At 72.4% G+C, this 17,942-nt stretch carries 17 protein-coding genes; 11 read left to right on the top strand and 6 right to left on the bottom strand.

Annotated elements, in window-relative coordinates:
* Positions 1–39: 39 nt before the first annotated feature.
* A complete protein-coding gene (locus AB0F70_RS17010) occupies positions 40–525 on the bottom strand; it encodes a hypothetical protein (protein WP_357450409.1) in 486 nt (161 codons plus the stop codon).
* Positions 526–784: 259 nt separating this feature from the next.
* Between AB0F70_RS17010 and chrA the strand changes: the two genes are divergently transcribed.
* From chrA to AB0F70_RS16975, 7 genes are all read left to right on the top strand, one after another.
* Entirely contained in the window at positions 785–2,176 is a 1,392-nt protein-coding gene (gene chrA / locus AB0F70_RS17005; RefSeq protein WP_357450406.1) for a chromate efflux transporter, read from the top strand.
* A 72-nt stretch (positions 2,177–2,248) separates the two neighbouring features.
* A complete protein-coding gene (locus AB0F70_RS17000; protein ID WP_357450403.1) occupies positions 2,249–2,989 on the top strand; it encodes an ATP-binding cassette domain-containing protein in 741 nt (246 codons plus the stop codon).
* Positions 2,986–3,672 (top strand): ATP-binding cassette domain-containing protein, encoded by a 687-nt coding sequence (locus AB0F70_RS16995; RefSeq protein ID WP_357450399.1) that lies wholly within the window; start codon positions 2,986–2,988, stop codon positions 3,670–3,672. Before AB0F70_RS17000 ends, AB0F70_RS16995 begins: the two co-directional genes overlap by 4 nt.
* 13 nt (positions 3,673–3,685) lie before the next feature.
* Positions 3,686–5,224: an ABC transporter substrate-binding protein gene (locus AB0F70_RS16990; RefSeq protein WP_357450396.1), complete on the top strand. Its 1,539-nt coding sequence runs from the start codon at positions 3,686–3,688 to the stop codon at positions 5,222–5,224.
* On the top strand, positions 5,211–6,986 hold the full coding sequence (locus tag AB0F70_RS16985; RefSeq protein ID WP_357450393.1) for an ABC transporter permease subunit: 1,776 nt from the start codon (positions 5,211–5,213) through the stop codon (positions 6,984–6,986). The genes AB0F70_RS16990 and AB0F70_RS16985 overlap by 14 nt, the downstream gene beginning before the upstream one ends.
* A 40-nt stretch (positions 6,987–7,026) precedes the next feature.
* Positions 7,027–7,323: a hypothetical protein gene (locus AB0F70_RS16980; protein WP_357450389.1), complete on the top strand. Its 297-nt coding sequence runs from the start codon at positions 7,027–7,029 to the stop codon at positions 7,321–7,323.
* Between the two features lie 262 nt (positions 7,324–7,585).
* Positions 7,586–8,569 carry a hypothetical protein gene (locus AB0F70_RS16975; protein ID WP_357450386.1) on the top strand — a complete coding sequence of 328 codons (984 nt, stop codon included), beginning with the start codon at positions 7,586–7,588 and terminating at the stop codon, positions 8,567–8,569.
* Between the two features lie 154 nt (positions 8,570–8,723).
* Here the strand turns inward: AB0F70_RS16975 and AB0F70_RS16970 are convergent, their stop codons facing one another.
* On the bottom strand, positions 8,724–10,289 hold the full coding sequence (locus tag AB0F70_RS16970) for a zf-HC2 domain-containing protein (protein WP_357450383.1): 1,566 nt from the start codon (positions 10,287–10,289) through the stop codon (positions 8,724–8,726).
* A gap of 215 nt (positions 10,290–10,504) precedes the next feature.
* On the opposite strand from AB0F70_RS16970, the gene AB0F70_RS16965 reads away from it, so the two are divergent.
* Positions 10,505–10,966: a MerR family transcriptional regulator gene (locus tag AB0F70_RS16965; protein ID WP_357450379.1), complete on the top strand. Its 462-nt coding sequence runs from the start codon at positions 10,505–10,507 to the stop codon at positions 10,964–10,966.
* A 330-nt stretch (positions 10,967–11,296) separates the two neighbouring features.
* Here the strand turns inward: AB0F70_RS16965 and AB0F70_RS16960 are convergent, their stop codons facing one another.
* Positions 11,297–11,530 (bottom strand): hypothetical protein, encoded by a 234-nt coding sequence (locus AB0F70_RS16960; RefSeq protein WP_357450376.1) that lies wholly within the window; start codon positions 11,528–11,530, stop codon positions 11,297–11,299.
* A gap of 53 nt (positions 11,531–11,583) precedes the next feature.
* Here AB0F70_RS16960 and AB0F70_RS16955 point away from each other — a divergent pair, with 53 nt between their 5' ends.
* The gene (locus AB0F70_RS16955) at positions 11,584–11,811 is read left to right on the top strand and encodes a hypothetical protein (protein ID WP_357450373.1); all 228 of its coding nucleotides are present in this window, start codon (positions 11,584–11,586) and stop codon (positions 11,809–11,811) included.
* Between the two features lie 158 nt (positions 11,812–11,969).
* Here the strand turns inward: AB0F70_RS16955 and AB0F70_RS16950 are convergent, their stop codons facing one another.
* Complete coding sequence (locus AB0F70_RS16950) at positions 11,970–12,863, bottom strand: SMP-30/gluconolactonase/LRE family protein (protein ID WP_357450370.1); 894 nt, start codon at positions 12,861–12,863, stop codon at positions 11,970–11,972.
* Between the two features lie 192 nt (positions 12,864–13,055).
* On the opposite strand from AB0F70_RS16950, the gene AB0F70_RS16945 reads away from it, so the two are divergent.
* Both AB0F70_RS16945 and AB0F70_RS16940 read left to right on the top strand, forming a co-directional pair.
* The gene (locus AB0F70_RS16945) at positions 13,056–14,213 is read left to right on the top strand and encodes an acyltransferase family protein (RefSeq protein ID WP_357450367.1); all 1,158 of its coding nucleotides are present in this window, start codon (positions 13,056–13,058) and stop codon (positions 14,211–14,213) included.
* Positions 14,210–15,886 carry a gamma-glutamyltransferase gene (locus AB0F70_RS16940; RefSeq protein ID WP_357450364.1) on the top strand — a complete coding sequence of 559 codons (1,677 nt, stop codon included), beginning with the start codon at positions 14,210–14,212 and terminating at the stop codon, positions 15,884–15,886. Before AB0F70_RS16945 ends, AB0F70_RS16940 begins: the two co-directional genes overlap by 4 nt.
* Here AB0F70_RS16940 and AB0F70_RS16935 read toward each other — a convergent pair.
* Together AB0F70_RS16935 and AB0F70_RS16930 are read right to left on the bottom strand one after the other, a co-directional pair.
* Positions 15,883–16,479, bottom strand: coding sequence for a cysteine hydrolase (locus AB0F70_RS16935; RefSeq protein WP_357450361.1), 597 nt, complete (start codon positions 16,477–16,479; stop codon positions 15,883–15,885). The genes AB0F70_RS16940 and AB0F70_RS16935 overlap by 4 nt on opposite strands.
* Complete coding sequence (locus AB0F70_RS16930; RefSeq protein WP_357450358.1) at positions 16,476–17,900, bottom strand: cytosine permease; 1,425 nt, start codon at positions 17,898–17,900, stop codon at positions 16,476–16,478. Before AB0F70_RS16930 ends, AB0F70_RS16935 begins: the two co-directional genes overlap by 4 nt.
* Positions 17,901–17,942: the final 42 nt, after the last annotated feature.

Here is a 17,942-nt window from a genome sequence, read left to right as displayed (position 1 = left end):
CGAGCTGCTTGATCGAAGCGGACCTTTGAGCTGGTGCCGCTACCTGGCCGGAGAGCTCCGCAGCAGCGTTCCGAGCCAGGCGGCGGCGTGCGTCCGGGCCGAGGTCGTCGCGGCGAACCGCGCGGCGTGCGCGTCGATCTCGGATCGTTCGTAGACCTGACGGCCCAGCAGGAGGGCTGCCTCCTCGCGGTGGTGCCTGGCGCAGAAGACCCGGACCTCGGCTGCCTCGAACAGGTCCCATGACGACATCATGTTGGACATGCGGCCCGCGCGGACGAAGGCGGCGGCGGGCGCCAGGTCGTCGAAGAACGCCCAGCGATCGGAGAGGTCCACGGCTGCTCCGCGGCAGACCCGGGACCTGGTGGTCTCCATGGCTCCGGGCAGCGCGGGCTGGTCGACGACGGCGGTGTACTCGCCGTCTGCCGTCGGGTGGGTGTCAGCGGTGTGGGGGGAGTGTGTGCCGTACTGCCGGCAGATCGACGTTTCGATCTCCTCGAGAACGGAGCTGGTGGTGCTGGGCGGCATATCGATCCTTCACCTGGTCTTGCCCGGGTCTGTTGGCGGGCATACGGAGAAAGTATCCATGCAGAGGCATGAATTTCCGGTTGATATTCACCCTGTGTGCGGAGCGATATGGGGGGTGCTTCGCCTGGGTGGTTCGGCGGATGTGTTGTCGATCAGTTGCTGGCCCTGGGGGCCATACGGTCATTCTGTCAAAAAAGGGCCCAATTCGCCCGGCGTACGGGACGGATGGGCGTGGTTATATCTGTGCGTGACGAGCGACATGACTGACGACGAGACCGGCGCGACCTCTGCGGCCGCGTCGCCACCGCGAGACCTGATCCCGTTCCGGACTGCGGTGCGCGCCTGGTTCGCGATCTCGTGGCAGACGTTCGGCGGCCCGGCCGGGCAGATCGCCGTCATGCAGCGCACCCTCGTGGACGAGAAGCGGTGGATCGGGCAGGGCCGGTTCCTGCACGCGCTCAACTACTGCATGCTCCTGCCCGGACCCGAGGCGCAGCAGCTCGCCGTCTACACGGGCTGGCTGCTCAACGGCTGGCGCGGGGGCCTGGTCGCGGGCGGCCTGTTCGTGCTGCCGGGGATGCTCGCGCTGCTGCTCCTGTCGGCGATCTACGTCGCCTTCGGCGAGACCACCGTCGTCTCTGCCGTGTTCGCCGGCCTCGCACCGGCCGTCCTGGCCATCGTGGTCCAGGCGGTGCTCCGGGTGGGCAAGCGGGCCCTGACGAGCCCTGCGCTCGTGGTCCTCGCGATCGTGGCCTTCGTGGCACTGACCTTCTTCGCGGTGCCGTTCCCGCTCGTCGTGCTCGGCGCCGGTGTGATCGGGTGGCTGGTGCACCGCTACGCACCGGCCTGGATCGCCACCAAGCCGCGCGGCGACCAGGCCGACGGCCCTGCCCCGCTCATCCCCGACGACGCCCTGCACACCGAGAAGCCGTCCGGCCGTAGGGCCCTGCGCGTCCTGGTGCTGGGCGTCCTGGCGTGGTCGCTCCCGGTGCTGGCGGTCGCGCTGCTGACGGGGGTCGACAGCGTGTTCACCCAGCAGGGGCTGTTCTTCTCGGGCAGTGCCCTGGTGACGTTCGGCGGCGCCTACGCGGTGCTTGCCTACGTCGCGCAGCAGGCGGTGCAGACCTACGCGTGGGTCACGCCCGGTGAGATGACGCGCGGCCTGGCGCTGGCCGAGACCACACCCGGGCCGCTGATCATGGTCGTGCAGTTCGTCGCGTTCCTCGGCGCCTACCGCAACCCCGGCGACCTCGACCCGTGGGCGGCGGCCGTACTGGGCGCGCTGCTGACGACCTGGGTGACCTTCGTGCCGTCGTTCCTCTTCATCTTCCTCGGCGCGCCCTACGTCGAGCGGCTCCGGGGCAACCGGACGCTGAGCGCCGCCCTGACGGCCATCACCGCGGCGGTCGTGGGCGTCATCGCCAACCTCGCCCTCTACTTCACCACCCACACCCTCTTCGCCGCCTCGAACCCCTGGTCCGCCGGTCCGCTGACGTTCGACGTCCCCGACCTCACCACGATCCAGCCCGCCGCGCTGGGCATCGCCGTCGTCGCGGCGCTGCTGCTGTTCGTTATGCGCTGGTCGGTGCTGCGCACGCTGGGGGTGTGTGCCCTGCTCGGTCTCGCGCTCGGTCTCGCCGGCCTGCTCTGACCGGCAGGCCATCACCTGCCGGGCTGCGGCATTTGCCAATAAATCGCCAGTCTGGCGATAATGATTCTCAATATGAGTCACAACCTGATCAAGCCCGTCCGCGAGCACGAGGACAGCGTCGACGGGCTGGATCAGGTAGACCGCCCGATCCTGTCCCTGCGCGACGCCGAGGTGCGCACCGCCGACGGTACGAAGCTCCTCGCGATCGACTCCCTCGAGGTCCTCGCGGGGCAGCGCATCGCGGTCACCGGGCCGTCCGGTAGCGGCAAGTCGCTCCTGCTCAGCACCCTCACCGGACGGTGGCCGGCCGGCCTCCGCTTCACCGGGGAGCGCACCACGCAGCTCCGACGCATCGGCTTCGTCCCGCAGCGCGGCCTCGACGCGCTGCATCCGCTCATCCCGCTCGCCCGCCAGCTGCGGATGGTGACCGGGGCCGACCCGGCCCGGATCAGCACGGTGCTCGCCGCGGTAGGGCTCGACGATCCCGCGCTCCACCGGCGGCGTCCCACCGAGCTCTCGGGCGGCCAGGCGCAGCGCGCGAGCGTGGCGCTCGCGGCCCTGACCGACGCACCGCTGGTCCTCGCCGACGAACCGACCAGCGCGCTCGACCACGAGTCCCGGGACCAGACGCTCCGCCTGCTGGAGGAGATCGTCGGCCCACGGCAGACGCTCGTCGTCGCCACGCACGACATCGCGGTGGTCCGGGCGCTCGGCGCCCGTCACCTCGCGGTGTCCGACGGCGTCGTGACCGAGCTCGCCCCGGGCGCGGGACCGGACGCCGAACTGGGCGCCGAACCAGGGAGCAGCCGGTGACCGCGCAGCTCACCGCGCCGACGCTCACCATCGAGCGCGTGACCGCCGTCCACGGCCGCGGCGCCCAGGCCCGCGCGGTCCTTGCCCCGACGAGCCTCGACATCCGCCCCGGCGAGTCCGTGGCGGTGGTCGGCCGGTCCGGTGCCGGCAAGTCGACGCTCGCCGACATCGCCCTGGGCCTGCGGACCCCGGCCGGGGGCCGCGTCCTGGTCGGCGGCAACGAGTGGTGCACACCCTCGGGCCGCCCGTCGCGGAGCGAGCGCCGCCTGGTCCAGGGTGTCCCGCAGGACCCGCTCGCCGCGTTCGTGCCGCGCTGGACGCTCGGCCGGTCCATCGAGCAGGCAGTGCGCAGGCTCACTGGCGACCGCGACACCCGGTCCCGGGTGCACCGGGCCGCACAGCTGGCCAGGCTCGACCTGGAGCTGCTCGGACGCCGGCCGTCGGAGGTCTCCGGCGGGCAGGCCCAGCGCGCGGCGATCGTCCGCGCGGTCGCACCAGGCCCCGCCGTCCTCGTCGCCGACGAACCCACCAGCGCGCTCGACGCCGACACGGCGAGCGCCGTCTCGGCGGCACTGCTGTCCATCACCCAGGAGCTGGGCATCGCGCTCCTCCTGGTCACGCACGACCCCGCGGTCGCAGAGCGCTGCACCCGCACGCTCACGATCACCGCTCCCGCCCTATGAACGGAACCATCCGATGAACCCCCTGAAGCGCCGTCCCATGCCTCGCCGGCTCCTCGCGCTCGTGACGATCCCGCTGTCGCTGTCCCTGCTCACCGCGTGCTTCTCCGAGCCGGCCCCGGCCGGCGGTGCGGGGTCCGACGAGCGGATCTCCGTCGCGATGCTGCAGCCCCCGCGCTCCGGCCTCAGCCCCCTGAGCGACGACGCCTTCAAGCTCTCGCGCTGGGCCACCGCCGAGACGCTGGTCGTCCTCGACGAGGCGGGGGAGGCGTTGCCCGCGCTCGCCACCGAGTGGGAGCAGGTCGACGACACCACGTGGCGGTTCGCCGTCCGCCAGGGTGTGTTGTTCCACAACGGCAACGAGCTCACCACCGAGTCGGTGGTCAACTCGCTCCAGCACGCGATCGACGCCAGCCCGGTCCCACGCATCCTCGACGGCGTCGACCTGACGGTCGAGGCCGACGGCGACGACGTCGTCCTGACGACCGCCGAGCCCGACCCGCTCCTGCCGCACCGGCTCTCCAGCCCGCAGCTGGCGATCCTCGACGCAGAGGCCTACACCGACAGCGGCGTCGACCCGACCGGTACGGGTACCGGTCCGTTCGAGCTGACGGCGATCGACGGCGTCGTCGGGGCGACGCTCGAGCGTTTCGACGGCTACTGGGGCGAGCCCGCGCAGGCTGCGGGGATCGACGTGCGGTACGTGCCCGACGGCACGGCCCGTGCTGCTGCCCTGCGGACGGGCGAGGCGGACGTCGTCGAGGCGATCCCGGCCGGGCAGGCAGCGTCCATAGATGAGGACCTCATCACCGAGGTCCCCATGCCGCGTACCAACACGCTGTACCTGAACACCGAGTCCGGCCCGTTCGCGGACCCCGCCGTCCGGGCCGCCGCACGGGAGGCCGTAGACCGCGCGGCGATCATCGAGTCCGTCTACGAGGGCCGCGCCGACGTCGCCGAGGGCCTGCTCGGGCCGGCACTGCCGTGGGCGGCCGGGTACCGCGACGAGCCCGCCTACCAGGACGTGCTCGAAGGCCGCGCGACGCCGTCCGAGGTCGACGGCGTGAAGATCACGCTCGGCACGTTCACCGACCGGGCCGAGCTGCCGGAGGTCGCCGTCATCCTCGAGCAGCAGCTGGAGGCCGCGGGCTTCGACGTGCAGCAGGACGTCCGCGAGTACCAGTTCATCGAGGCCGACGCGCTGGACGGCAAGTTCGACGCGTTCATCCTCTCCCGCGCCACGGTGCTCGACTCCGGTGACCCCGTCGCCTACCTCGCCTCCGACTTCACCTGCGACGGCGGGTTCTCCATCGCCCAGCTGTGCAGCCCTGACGTCGACGAGGCCATCAGCCGCGCCGCGCAGACCGAACCGGGTGAGGACCGCCAGCGTGCCAGCATGGCCGCGGAGGCCGCGGTGCTCGCCACCGACGCCGCTATCCCGCTCCTGCACGAGCGGGTCATCCAGGGCGAGTCGCAGCAGGTGGTGGACGCCGCCCGGGACCCACGTGAGCGCATCCTCATCACCGCCGACACCCACCTCGATGCGGCACAGTAACGCCCTCGGGATCGCCTCCCGGCTCGTCAGCGGGATCGCGCTGCTGCTCGTCGCCGGGGCGCTGCCCTGGCTCTCGCAGCGCGACCCCGCCGCCTCGGTGCTCCGCGCCCGCTACGCCGAGCTCGAGCCGACGCCGGAGGCGCTCGCCGCCGTCCGCGCAGAGCTCGGGCTCGACGGCGGCCCCGTCGTCACCAGCCTCCGCTGGTGGTCGGGCGTGCTCCGGGGCGACCTCGGCACCTCCTGGGTGAGCGGCGGCGAGATCGGGCCGGGGGTCTGGAACGCGCTCGGCGTCTCCATGACCCTCACCGCCTTCGCGGCGGTCGTCGCGCTCGTCATCGTGGCCGCCATCGTCACGCCCGCCGCACTACGGGTGCTCCGCGACCGCCCGCAGCGCGGTTCGGGACCCGTCGGGGTAGCGCTCACCGCGCTGCCCGAGTTCCTCCTCGCCAGCACCCTCCTCGTCGTGGTCGCCGTCCAGCTGCAGTGGCTGCCGCCCTACGGGTGGAGCGGGCTCGACACCGCGATCCTGCCCGCGCTCGCCCTGGGCATCCCCGCGGGCGGCCTCCTGGGACGCCTGCTGGCCGACGCCGTCTCCGGCGTCACCGAGGAACGCTGGGTCAGCGTGTGGCTGCTCGCCGGCGCACGCCACCGCGTGATCCTCACGGGGGTCCTCCGCCGGGCCGCCGCCGCGGTCGTCGACCAGCTGGGGCTCGTGCTCATCGGTCTGCTCGGCGGCGCCGTCGCCGTCGAACAGGTCTTCGCGATCCCTGGCCTCGGCCGCTACCTCCTCGGCGCCGCCAACGCGCAGGACCTCCCCGCCCTGCAGGCCGGCGTCCTGCTCATGGCGCTCGCGGCACTGGTCGTCGGCCTGCTCGCCGGCCTCGCCCGGCGTGCACTGCGCGGCGGACCGCTGCCACCCGGCGCGCTCCCGCCACCCCCCGAACGGCAGGGCGACGACCGGGCCGCGCGCTGGACCGTCGGCGTCGCACTCGGCCTCATGGCGCTGATGCTCGCCCTCGGCCTGCCCCGCGACCCGTACACGATCGCCCACCCGCGCCTCGCACCGCCGAGCGCGGAGCTACCGTTCGGGGCGGACGCCAGCGGGCGGGACCTCCTGGCGCGGGTCGCGCACGGAACGCTGGGCACGCTGCTGCCTTCAGTGGGGATCATCCTGGTCGCCATCGCCGTCGCGCTGCTCCTGGCCGTGCTGGGCGAGATCGCCCGCGGACCTGCAGAGATCGCCAACGCGACGCCCCCGATCCTCGCCGGCGTCATCATCGCCGCGCTCCTCGGCCCCTCCGTCGGCGGCGCGGCGCTCGCCGTGCTCTGGGTCACCTGGCCACCCCTGACCGCCCACGCCACGGCGCTCATCGACGAGGCGAACGCCATGCCCCACATCAGATGGCTGCCGGTCGCGGGCGTCTCCCGCCTCGAGATCTGGGCGCGGCACGTGCTGCCCGCCACGATCGGACCGCTGCTGCGCCACGGCATGCTCCGCCTGCCCGGGGTCGCGCTGGCGCTCGCGGCGCTCGGCTTCCTCGGCCTGGGTGCCCAGCCGCCGCTACCCGAGTGGGGACTGCTGCTCGGCGAGGGCATCGACTACGTGGAACGCGCACCGTGGACCACTCTCGCGCCGGCCGCGGCGCTCGTCCTGACGTCGGTGTGCGCCGTCGCGCTCGCCGGCCTGCGGAGCCGCCGGACAAAGCGCAGAAGTCGCCCCACGGCCCGGCAGGAACCCCCGGCCCGTGCAAATGTGGGTTGACGCCAACGTCGGCGTTCCAGCCACAACGGAGGGCAGCCGCATGAGTCTTACCGACATCCACGCCGAGCACACGACCACCGAGCACCAGCACGGTGAGAGCTGCGGCCACGTGGCGGTACAGCACGAGGGACACGTCGACTTCCTGCACGGCACGCACCGCCATGCGCTGCACGGCGACCACTACGACGAGCACGAGTCGGTCGCCGAGCACACGGCGACCGAGCACGCGCACGGCCCGGACTGCGGGCACGAGGCGGCTCCCCACGACGACCACACGGACTACGTCCACGACGGGCACAAGCACGCCGTCCATGGGGACCACTACGACGAGCACTGATCCGGGCGGGTGCGTCCTCCTGCGGCTTCAGTCGGTCGTGCCGTAGGAGGACGACCTCGGGCGGGACGACGTCGTCGTCGTCGCATCACCGCACCAGCTGGACGGTGCGGCAGCTCTTGTCATCGCGTTGACTCCGCCACCTGAGATCCCGGGTTCGGCTTTTCCTTGTCACCGTTGGTTCGGGAGGCGCACAGTGGGGCGCCGTCACCACAGCCGTGGGGTCGGCGTCAGCCCCCGGTGAGAACCAAGGTGACGGAGCGCGATGCGCGAGCTGGATACTTCGGACGCGGTGCGGGACTGCCTGGCACCCCTCAGACCTGTGCACGCGGAGCTCTACGACCGGGCCGTCGGCTACGTGCTCGACGGCGCCGCACCGCACGTGCTGCACACGCTCGCGACCCAGCAGCCGCTCTCCGTTGCGCTGATCGCGCGGCCGGACGCCGTCGTCACCGAGGAGCGGCTCGACGCGGTCGCCGCCGTCCACCCCGGCTGGACCCAGGACGGCGCACAGGCTGCCCGCCGCACCGTCTACCGGACGGCGCCGGCCCCGGTGCTCGCCCGGTTCGGACGGCTGCTGACCAGCGTGTCCCAGGAGGACGGCGCCGACGTCACCGAACGGTTCGTCCGCCTCGTCGACGACGTCGGACGGCTCACCGCGGGCGCCCAAGGGCGCCGGGGGAGGGAAGACGTCGAGGAGACGCTCGCGCGCTGGACGCCCGAGCTCATGTCCGAGGTGGTCCGCGAGTACGGACTGCCCGACGACGCGGCGGTCGCCGTCGTGCTCCAGGTACTGGTACGCCGCGACCGGACGAGCGATCAGCGCCGCGCCCTGGTCCTGAACGCGGCGGGTGACGCGTTCCTGGTGCGGCACGCGGGCATCCTGGCGCGTGTGGTGACCGCCCTCGACGCGGCGGGCAAACGGTCCTTCCTCGACCTCGCCGCGCGGAACCTGGAGGCGCACACCGGGCTCGTCGCCACCCTGGCGGTCGACAAGGCCCCGGAGGTGCGCGCGAACGCGACGGACCTGATCGCACGGCTGGCCGACGGCGCGCAGGTCCGTGCGCTGGCCCCCCACCTCACCGTCGCGGACCCGGACCGGCTCGGTGCGGTCGTTTCCCACCTGGCGGGAGTTGCCGACGGTGTCGCCGCGCTGGGGGACGCGCTGGCCAGGATTGCCTCGGGGAGGCTCGACGACGAGCGGGAGCAGCTGCTGCGGCGCGCGCTCGACGGTGAGCTGAGCTCCTGACGCGGTCGCTGATACGCCGCCGGCGCCCCACTCGTCGAGCGTTTCGAGGGCCTACGGACCTGACCCGACGTACCTGGTACGCCGAGTCAGGGCAGCAGGCCCTCCGCTGGTCGAGCCTGTCGAGACCCACCCGAGCAACAAGCCCACAATCCGTTCAGCCGACGCCGCCCAGCAGCGTGCCGGGCAGGCCGGGGACGGTGAACCCGCTCGCGTCCCGCTTGCCGTGATCCGAGCTCCGGCCGTTGCCCTTTCCGATGCCGCCGCGGTTCCCGTGGCCCTGGCCGTTCCCGCGCCCGTCGTCCTGACCGTTGCTGTGCCCGTTGCTGTGCCCGTTCCCGTGACCGTTCCCGTGACCGTTGCCCTGCCCGCTCCCGTGACCAGACCCGTGGCCGTTGCCGTGCCCGTTGTCGTTCCCGGGACCCTGGTCGTTGTACTTGACAGGGCCTCGGCCGTTGGGGTTGCCGGGATTTCCGGGCGGCCCGCCGGAATCGACGGCCGGCGGTGGTGTCGGCCTCGGCTCGGGTCTGGGCTCAGGAGCCGGTGCCGGTGCCGGTGCGGGGGCGGGTTTGTCGGCGGGCGCCTGCGGCGCGGGTCGGTTCACGGCCGGCTCGATGTCGGGAGTGGACGGCGTGACGTGCGCCGGCACCGGCTCGGCCGCCTTCCGCTTGAGTGCCGGTGCCGGGACGGCGTCCTCCTTGGGCGTGGTGGCCGGGCGCGGCGCAGGGTCTGCGGGCGGGAAAGTCGGCGCCCGCTCCTGCGCGGGCGGCGCCGGCGGACCCGGCAGGCTGGGCGGCTCGGCTGCTGCGCCCTCTTCGACGGCCTGGACCGGCGGTTCGTCGCGCTGGTTGGCGATCAACGCCGCCGCACCCGCACCGACCGCCAGGACGGCGAGAACTCCGGCGGCCACGGCTGTCTCTTTCTTCCCGAAGGAACGCGGCTGCGCCGTGCTCGCACCGGCGGCGCCACCGGCACCAACCGCGCCGACGCCGATCGCGCCGGTGCCGACCGCTCCGGTGGCCCAGCCGCCTGCGACGAGGTGTTGCCCGAGGTCGCGGAGCATCCAGGACACCTCGCGGACGTCCACGAACGCCCTGGTGCACTCCGGGCACCCGTCCATGTGGACCTCCAGGCGCTGCTGCCGGCGGGGGAGGAGGCGTCCTTTGAGGTAGTCGTGCATGGCGGCGCGGGTGGTGCGGCACTCGGGTTCGTTGACGCCTTGGGCGTGGGCTGCGGCGAAGGCGCCGGCGAGGCGTTCCTCCGCGCGGCGCAGGCGCATGGTGACGGCGTGAGGTCGGACGCCGAGGCCGTTGGCGATGTCGGCGACGGCGCGGTCGTGGACATGGCGTTGCAGGAGGAGGTCGCGGTCGTCGTCGGCGAGGTCGGACAGTGCGGTGCGGAGCATGGTGATGTCGGCGTGGCGTTCGGCGTCGAGCTCTGCTCCGGCGACCGGGGGTGTGAGGCGGTCGAGGGTGTCGTCCTCGACCGCGTGGGCGCGTCCGGCCTCGCGGGTCATGGAGATGGCTTCGTTGACCGCTGCGCGTCGCCAGTACGGGGCGGGGTCGTCGATGGTGGCGCCGGTGGACACGATCCGGACCATTTTTTCCAGGGCCCGGCTGGCGGCTTCTTCGGCGTCGATGCCGGGAACGCGGGCGGCGACCGAGCGCACGATGTTGGGCCGGTGCACCACCCAGTCAACCCGGAGGTCACCAGTGGCGGTCACGCGACGCTCCCCACGTAAAGCTGCTCGTCATTGAAATGCCCGGAATGGAAATGTCTGGCACGGGTGGGTCGGTGGTGTCCGCCCAACACCACCGGTTCAAGCATACGGAACCGCCGTTCTACGCTTGTGATCTCGAAGATTGGAAGGTCGCGGCGACCCGTGGTATCACCCGCAAAGGCTTGCGGGCGGTGCTCCGCCTGTGAATCCATGGCGGCATGAAGTCACTTCCTGTTCCCGGAGATCAGTCCATCTGGTCAGTGGGCGACCTGGCCGTGCGGTTCGGCCTTGAGACACACGTGCTGCGCCACTGGGAGGCCGTGGGCTTGCTCAGCCCCGCCCGCGACGGCGCCGGCCGGCGCCGCTACGGCTCGGACGACGCCTTCCGCGTCGCCACGATCATCCGCAGCAAGGCCGCGGGCATGAGCCTGGAGCAGATCCGCGTGATGCTCGACGGCGGCGCCTACGACCGCCACGTGATCCTCGAGGAACACATCGCCGACCTCGGGCGGCGGATGACCGACATGGAGCGGTCCCGCGAGATGACGCGCCATGCCCTCGAGTGCCGCGCGCACGACATCACCTCGTGCCCGAGCTTCCGTGCGCACGTCCAGGACATCGTCGACGCGAGGGCCGGTCACCGACAGCGCCTCGCCGAACCCCTACGACGAGCCCGCTGAGCAATCAGGGGCGTCCCTGGCTTGTCCCCTGAACCACCCGAGAACCCTTGGTTCGCAGGTCAGCGCCGTGAAATAACCTCCACATGAAGACGCCAAGACTCATCTGCCGTACGGCGAGCCCACGCCGTACACGACGGAGGCGGTCTCGGCGGCGGTCATCGCGAGCGCGAAGCTTCCGGTGGCGCCGGACATCCTGACGACCGTCGAGACCCATTCCTACGACCGGGCCCCGGCGCTGCCGGGCCGGCGGTCGCTCGTGGTGCTGTCGCCGGGCGCCAGTCTGAGCCGGGAGTCGCTGACCTCGCTCGCCGAGGACCTCGCCTCCCGCGGTTACGTCGTGGCCGGCGTCGACCACACGTACGAGGCCCGTGCCATCGAGTTTCCCGACGGCAGGGTCGCGCCATGCCTGCTCAGCGAGCGGGAGAACAGCGCGGAGGTCGGCGCGTGGGTCACGCGGGGCCGCGCCCTCGACATCGACTTCGTCCTGGACGAGCTGACGCGCGGCAGGCTCTGGCGGCACGGACCGATCGTCGACGACCGGTGCGTGGACGCCGGGGTCAACATGGACGGCACCTTCCAGGTGGACTTTCCCGAGACGGGCATGGACCGGCCCTTCCATGCTGGGCAGCGCCTCGCACGAGCCGGGCGCCAGCGACGGGACGGACTGGCCGGACAACCGGGCTCGCCTGGGCGCCACGGGCCTGTGGCTGCAGATCCCGACGGCCAACCACGGATCGTTCACGGACCAGCTGATGTTCCTCGACCGTCACCTGCGCGGTCGGGCCGCACCGCTGCTGGACGGTCCGGTGGCCGAGTACCCGGAGGTGGAGTTCCAGGACGGGTGATCGTGATCCGGTAGCTCGCGGAGGGCTACGTCGGCGGAGTGTGTTGCTGCGAGTGGACATTGTCTACTCGCAGCAACACACCCCGCGGGGTACCTGTTTCTCTGGCCGGGTGTCACGCCATCGGCGACACGCCCCGTCGGGTCCGGTGGCGCCCCGGCCTACCGGAGACCCGTGACGGTCAGGCGGACCGACAGCAGCATGTGGGTCGCCGTCACGAACAGCGTGTTGCGCTTCGGTCCGCCGAAGGTCAGGTTCGAGCAGACCTCGGGGAGCAGCAGCTTGCCGAGCAGGGTGCCGTCCGGGTCGAAGCAGTGCAGGCCGTCATGTGCGGCGGCCCAGAGCCGGCCCCCGTCGTCGACCCGGACGCCGTCGAAACCGCCCGCGTCGCAGGTGGCGAACACCTCGCCGCCGGACAGCGACAGGTCCGGGCCGACGTCGAAGCGGCGTAGGTGCCGGTGACCGCTGTCGACTATGTAGAGGGTCCGCTCGTCCGCCGAGAACGTCAGGCCGTTGGGACGGGAGAAGTCGTCGGTGACCCGCGTGACCGAACCGTCCGGGTCCCGGCGGTAGACGTGACAGCCGTCGATCTCCGGCGTGGCCCGATAGCCCTCGTAGTCGCTGTCGATGCCGTACGCGGGGTCGGTGAACCAGACGCTGCCGCCGCTGTGCTCGACCAGGTCGTTGGGGCTGTTGAACCGCTTGCCCTCCCAGCGGTCCGCGAGCACGGTCACGCTGCCGTCCGGCTCGGTGCGCGTGACCGACCGGGATCCGTGCTCGCACTGGAGCATCCGGCCCGCGCGGTCGATCGTGCGGCCGTTCGCATACCCGCCGGGGCTGCGCCAGACGCCGACGGCGCCGGTCGCCTCGTCCCAGGACAAGACCTGGTCGCTCGGGATGTCGCTGAAGAGCACGGTGCGCCAGGCCGCCGAGTAGGCGGGGCCTTCGAGCCAGCTCCCGCCGTCGTACAGCACCTCGACGAACCGGTCCCCGCGGACGGGGGAGAACCGCTCGTCGTGGCGCTCCCACTGGGCACGGATCCTGGCTGCGGTCACGGCTGACTCCCTTGTCGGTCGGTCGGTCTATCTGTCTTGTCCGGTCGGTCGCCCGCGGCGGCGAGCGGGAACATCATCGCGCGTGAATCCGTGAACGGAGTGTGAGGGGTTCCGTCCCCCCACAACCAATGGTGGGTCGAGAAGCGTCATCATCACGTGAAGCAAAACGTCGGTACGGAAGCGGGAGCGGCCGTGCCGACGCACGTGCCGACCCGCCTGGCTCGGCACACAGCCGCGAGAGCGGCGTCCGGGGCCAGGCATCCCCGGCTCGCCGGCATCGATGCCGCGCGCGGGCTCGCCCTCGTCGGGATGATCGTCGTCAACGTCGGGCCGGTGGGTTCGGAGTCCCTCCTCCAGCGTCTCTACCTGCTGCCCTACGGGCGGGCCTCTGTGCTCTTCGTCGTCGTGGCCGGCATCGGCATGGGCTACCTGCTGAGCCGGCGGCCGGAACGGGAACGGTGGTCGACGGTCACCTGGCGTGCGGCGCTCCTGTTCGGTGGAGGAGTCGCGCTCCAGGAGCTGACGGACCAGGTCAACGTCATCCTGCCCACCTATGCGGTCCTCTTCCTGCTGGCGCCGCTGCTGTGGCGGCTGCCAGACCGTGCGCTGCTGGGCGTCGGCGTCGTGCTCGCGCTTGCCGGTCCGGCCGTCATCGTCGCGCACGAGACGATCTGGCCGAGCCCCCAGCCCTTCGACCCGGTCACCCTCGGTACACCGCCGTGGGAAGCGGCGTACTCGCTCCTGCTGACCGGCCGGTACCCGCTGCTGAGCTGGACGGTGCCGTTCGTCGCGGGACTGTGCATCGCGCGGCTCGACGTCACCGACACGGCCGTGCTCCGACGGCTGGCCGGCGGCGGCGCGGCCGTCGCGGCAGGCGCGGTCGCGATCGCCCAGCTCACCTACCTGCTCATCGGGCCGGACGCGGACCGCGGGCCCTGGCGTCTGCTGACCGGCGCCGCGCACGGCCAGATGCCGCTGTGGCTGGCCAGCAGCATCGGCGGAGCGGTAGCCATCGTCGCGGCATGTGTGCTGGTCCTGCGCCGGTTCGAACGGCCGCGGGTCCTCGGCTGGCTGGTCGCGTGCGGCCGGCTCTCGCTGACCCTCTATGTCCTGCACTTCGTCGTGCTCGCGCTGATCAAGCCCGCGCAGGGGTTCTCGCTCGGGCAGGGCGTCCTGATCAGCTCGGCGCTCGTCGTCGCGGTGATCGTGGCGGCCGCCCTCTGGGCGCGCACGGGACGGCAGGGTCCGATCGAACAGCTCCTCCGCCGGTCGTGGCTCCTGCCGCGGACGACGCGGGTACGCACCCCCACCCATACCGGACCGACCCCCGAAAGGGCGAGACAACAGTGAGTGACCAGAAGAAGCGGCCGGGCATCGCGGCGGCGTTCGTGACAGCCGCGGTCATGGTGGGGCTCGGCGCCTGTGCGGCGGCGCCGTCCGCCCCCGTGCCCAACCGGACGCCGACCGCGACGGCCTCGGAACCTGTCCCCTCGCCCTCGCCCACTCCTACACCGGAGCCGGAGCTGGGCGCCCACGGCGTCAGCGCCGGTCACCCGCTGGCCGCCGAGGCCGGCGCGCGGATGCTGGAGCGTGGGGGAACCGCCGTGGACGCCGCGGTCGCCGCGGCCTTCGCCGACGCCGTCCTGCAGCCGGCCAGCTCGGGCATCGGGGGCGGCGGCGCCGCGATTGTCCTGGCCGACGGCGACGCCGCGAACTACGAGTACCGCGAGGTGGTCAACCAGGCCGGCGAGATCCCGGACAGCGGCGCGGGGATCCCCGGCTTCGTCGCGGGGATGGAGCGGCTGCACCGCGACCACGGCAGCCTGCCCTGGGCCGACCTGCTCGAACCCGCGATCGAGCTGGCCCGGTCCGGCGAACCGGTCTCGCGGTACCTCGCGTCCCAGATCGCCGGTGCCCCGGGCCCTGAGGTCACCGCGTCGCTGCCGCACTTCCGGCGCGACGACGGTTCGCTCCTCCAGCGGGGCGACGTGCTGGTCCAGGAAGAGCTGGCAGCCACCATGCGCACCCTCGCCGCGGACGGCGCGGACTCCTTCTACACCGGCAGCCTCGCCCGGAAGCTGGCCGAGACCCCGGGAATCGACATGGGGTCGCTCGCCGCCTACGAGGTCGACGTCTCCGAACCCGCGACCGGCCCGGTGGGCGAGTTCACCATGCTCTCCGGAGCGCCGGCGCTGCCCGGCGCCGCCATCATCCAGCTGCTGCAGATCGCCCAGGCCGCCGGCATCGCCGACGTCGACCCCGACTCGCCCGAGTACGTCGACATCCTGTCGCGCGCCTGGCAGATCGCCGACACCTCCGTGCAGGAGCACTTCGGGGACCCGCGCTTCGTGGACGTCCCCGTGGAGCGGCTCACCGATCCCGAACGGAACGCCCAGCTCGCGGCGACCCTGCCGGGCGCCGCCGAGACGAGCCGCAGCTCCGCCGCGCTCGCGAGCTACGAGGGCGCGCCCAACACGACCCACATCTCGGTGGTCGACGCCGACGGCAGGGCGGTGTCGATGACCAACACCATCACCAACTACTGGGGCAGCGGGCAGTACGTCGCGGGGTTCTTCGTCAACAACCAGCTCGGGCGGTTCGGCGACGTCGGCATCGACGGAGCGAACCTGCCGGAACCCGGGCGCCGCTCCGTGACCTGGAGCTCGCCGTCCATGCTGCTCGACGAGCGGCAACGGCCCGTGCTCGTGGTCGGCACACCGGGCGGCCAGCAGATCCCGAGCACCATCGCCAACGTCGTCGCGCGCTGGGCCCTGCACGGCCAGCCGCTGGAGACCGCCGTCCGCTCCGGCCGGTTCTACCTGACCGGCGGCGAGCTGCGCCTGGAGACACCGCCGCTCGCCGACGCGATGGGCGGGATGGGCTACGACGTCGTCGTGACCGACGAGGCGGCCCGGTCCAGCTACGGCTCGGTGCAGGCGCTCGCGATCGACTGGCGCAGGGGCCGGGTGAGCGGCTTCGCCGACGAGCGCCGCTCGGCGGGCTTCGTGGTGGGGCGGGGCTAGCCCGGCTGGGCCCCGGACAGCAGGTCCTGGGTCGTCGTCACCTCGATCAGCGGTGCGTAGAGCCGGATGATGTCCAGCGCGCGCTCGTGGTTCTCCGGCGTCGAACCCGCGCAGGCGTCGGCGACCACGAGCACGTGGCGGCCCGCGTCGGCGGCGGCGAGCGCCGTCGAGATCACGCAGCAGTCCGTCGCGACGCCGGCGAGCACGAGTGTGCCGGCGTCGCGCGTGGCGGCTGCCAGCTCCGGGCCCCACTTGCCGAACGTGGGGAGCGTGACGACGGGCGCCCCGGCGTCCACGACGTCGGCCAGGTCGGTGATCTCGTAGAGCGGGTCGTCCTCTGGCACGAGGGCGAACGGCCACTGCTCGAAGTAGGCGCGCCAGGCGCCGTCGGGCACGGTGGGGGCGATGTACCTGGTGAGGACCGTGCGACCCGCGAAGGCGGGGAGCAGACGGCGGGTTCCGGCGAGCGCGGCGGGGTAGTCGGGGGAGGCCCACGGGCTGGGCGGGCTGGCGAAGACGTCCTGCATGTCGATCACGACCAGGGCGGCGTCCGGGCCGGGCGGCACGGCGGCGGCCGCTCCGGCGTCGGTCATCGCTCCTCCTGGCGGCGGACCTTGCGCGCGGTGAGCAGGAGCGTGCCGAAGAAGCCGAGGGCCAGGGCGACGAGTACGCCCAGGTTGGCGAACGCCCAGTTGCCGTCGACGCCGCCGAGGGGGCCGAGCAGGTATCCCTGCCAGGCCAGCCACGGCGCGTAGGTGTTGGTCACGAGGCCCCAGCCGATGGCGGTGCCGCCGAGCACCAGCGCCACGGCGGACCAGTTCACGGAGCCGTACCGGCCGGCGGCGTCGTACAGGTCGGCGTCGGCGTAGTCGCGGCGGCGCAGCAGGATGTCGGCGAGCAGCACGCCGCACCAGGCGGCGACGGGTACGCCCAGCGTGATGAGGAAGCCCTGGAAGGGGCCGATGAACGAGTCCGCGACGAACACGACGTAGATCGCGCCGATCACCATGAGCCCGCCGTCGATGGCGGCGGCGACCCAGCGCGGGGCGGGTAGCCCGAGGGAGAGCAGCGCGAGGCCGGAGGAGTAGATGTCGAGCGCCGCGCCCCCGATCAGTCCGGCCAGGGCCACCACGGCGAACGGGATGAGGAACCACGTGGGCAGGAGCGTGGACAGGGCGCCGATCGGGTCGGCGCCGATCGCCGCGTTCAGGTCGGGGTCGGAGCCGGCGAGCAGCAGGCCGAAGACGAGCAGCACCACGGGGGCCAGGGAGGCGCCGAGGGTGGTCCAGCCGACGATCCGCGGGCCGGAGGCGGAGCGGGGCAGGTAGCGCGAGTAGTCGGCGGCCATGTTGACCCAGCCCAGGCCGAACCCGGTCATCATGAACACGAGACCGCCGATCACCTGCGGTGCGCCGCCCACGGGGATCGCGGCGACCGCCGCCCAGTCGACGTGGTCGGCCACCAGGATGATGTAGACGACGGTGAGCACGGCGGTCAGCACGGTGATGATCACCTGCAGCCGCATCACGAGGTCGAACCCGAAGACGCCTGCGGCCACCACGATGCTCGCCACGACCACGAGGGCCACGATCTTGGTGACGGTGCCGCCGCCCCAGCCGAGTGCCCCGAGCACTGTCGAGGTGGCGAGCGTGGCCAGGGCCACGAGTACCGTCTCCCAGCCGACGGTGAGGATCCACGACAGCAGGGACGGCAGCTTGTTGCCGCGCACGCCGAACGCCGCGCGGGACAGCACCATGGTGGGCGCCGAACCGCGCTTGCCGGCGAGCGAGATGAACCCGCAGAAGAGGAACGACGCCACTATGCCGATCGCGCCGACCGCCGTCGCCTGCCAGAACGAGACACCGAAGCCGAGCAGGTAGGAGCCGTAGCCGAGTCCGAGCACTGACACGTTGGCCCCGAACCACGGCCAGAACAGGCTGCGGGGCGAACCGCGCCGCTCGGACTCGTCGATGGTGTTCAGGGCATTGGTCTCGACCGCCGTGGGGACGCTCATGGCGGTGATCATGCCACCCGCCGGTGACACGCACGAGGGCCC

This window comes from Promicromonospora sp. NPDC023805 (assembly GCF_040639635.1).
Classification (GTDB): Bacteria; Actinomycetota; Actinomycetes; order Actinomycetales; family Cellulomonadaceae; genus Promicromonospora.
Note: the sequence above shows the minus strand (reverse complement) of the source record. Positions and strands in the feature narration are given on the sequence as shown.

Excerpts from the sequence above, each read along its gene's own strand:
- AB0F70_RS17010 (WP_357450409.1), bottom strand. The coding sequence starts at position 525 with ATGCCGCCCAGCACCACCAGCTCCGTTCTCGAGGAGATCGAAACGTCG.
- AB0F70_RS16955 (WP_357450373.1), top strand. The coding sequence starts at position 11,584 with ATGCTGGGCAGCGCCTCGCACGAGCCGGGCGCCAGCGACGGGACGGAC.
- AB0F70_RS16990 (WP_357450396.1), top strand. The coding sequence starts at position 3,686 with ATGAACCCCCTGAAGCGCCGTCCCATGCCTCGCCGGCTCCTCGCGCTC.
- AB0F70_RS16935 (WP_357450361.1), bottom strand. The coding sequence starts at position 16,479 with ATGACCGACGCCGGAGCGGCCGCCGCCGTGCCGCCCGGCCCGGACGCC.
- AB0F70_RS17000 (WP_357450403.1), top strand. The coding sequence starts at position 2,249 with ATGAGTCACAACCTGATCAAGCCCGTCCGCGAGCACGAGGACAGCGTC.
- AB0F70_RS16965 (WP_357450379.1), top strand. The coding sequence starts at position 10,505 with ATGAAGTCACTTCCTGTTCCCGGAGATCAGTCCATCTGGTCAGTGGGC.
- chrA (WP_357450406.1), top strand. The coding sequence starts at position 785 with ATGACTGACGACGAGACCGGCGCGACCTCTGCGGCCGCGTCGCCACCG.
- AB0F70_RS16985 (WP_357450393.1), top strand. The coding sequence starts at position 5,211 with ATGCGGCACAGTAACGCCCTCGGGATCGCCTCCCGGCTCGTCAGCGGG.
- AB0F70_RS16980 (WP_357450389.1), top strand. The coding sequence starts at position 7,027 with ATGAGTCTTACCGACATCCACGCCGAGCACACGACCACCGAGCACCAG.
- AB0F70_RS16960 (WP_357450376.1), bottom strand. The coding sequence starts at position 11,530 with ATGTTGACCCCGGCGTCCACGCACCGGTCGTCGACGATCGGTCCGTGC.
- AB0F70_RS16930 (WP_357450358.1), bottom strand. The coding sequence starts at position 17,900 with ATGAGCGTCCCCACGGCGGTCGAGACCAATGCCCTGAACACCATCGAC.
- AB0F70_RS16975 (WP_357450386.1), top strand. The coding sequence starts at position 7,586 with ATGCGCGAGCTGGATACTTCGGACGCGGTGCGGGACTGCCTGGCACCC.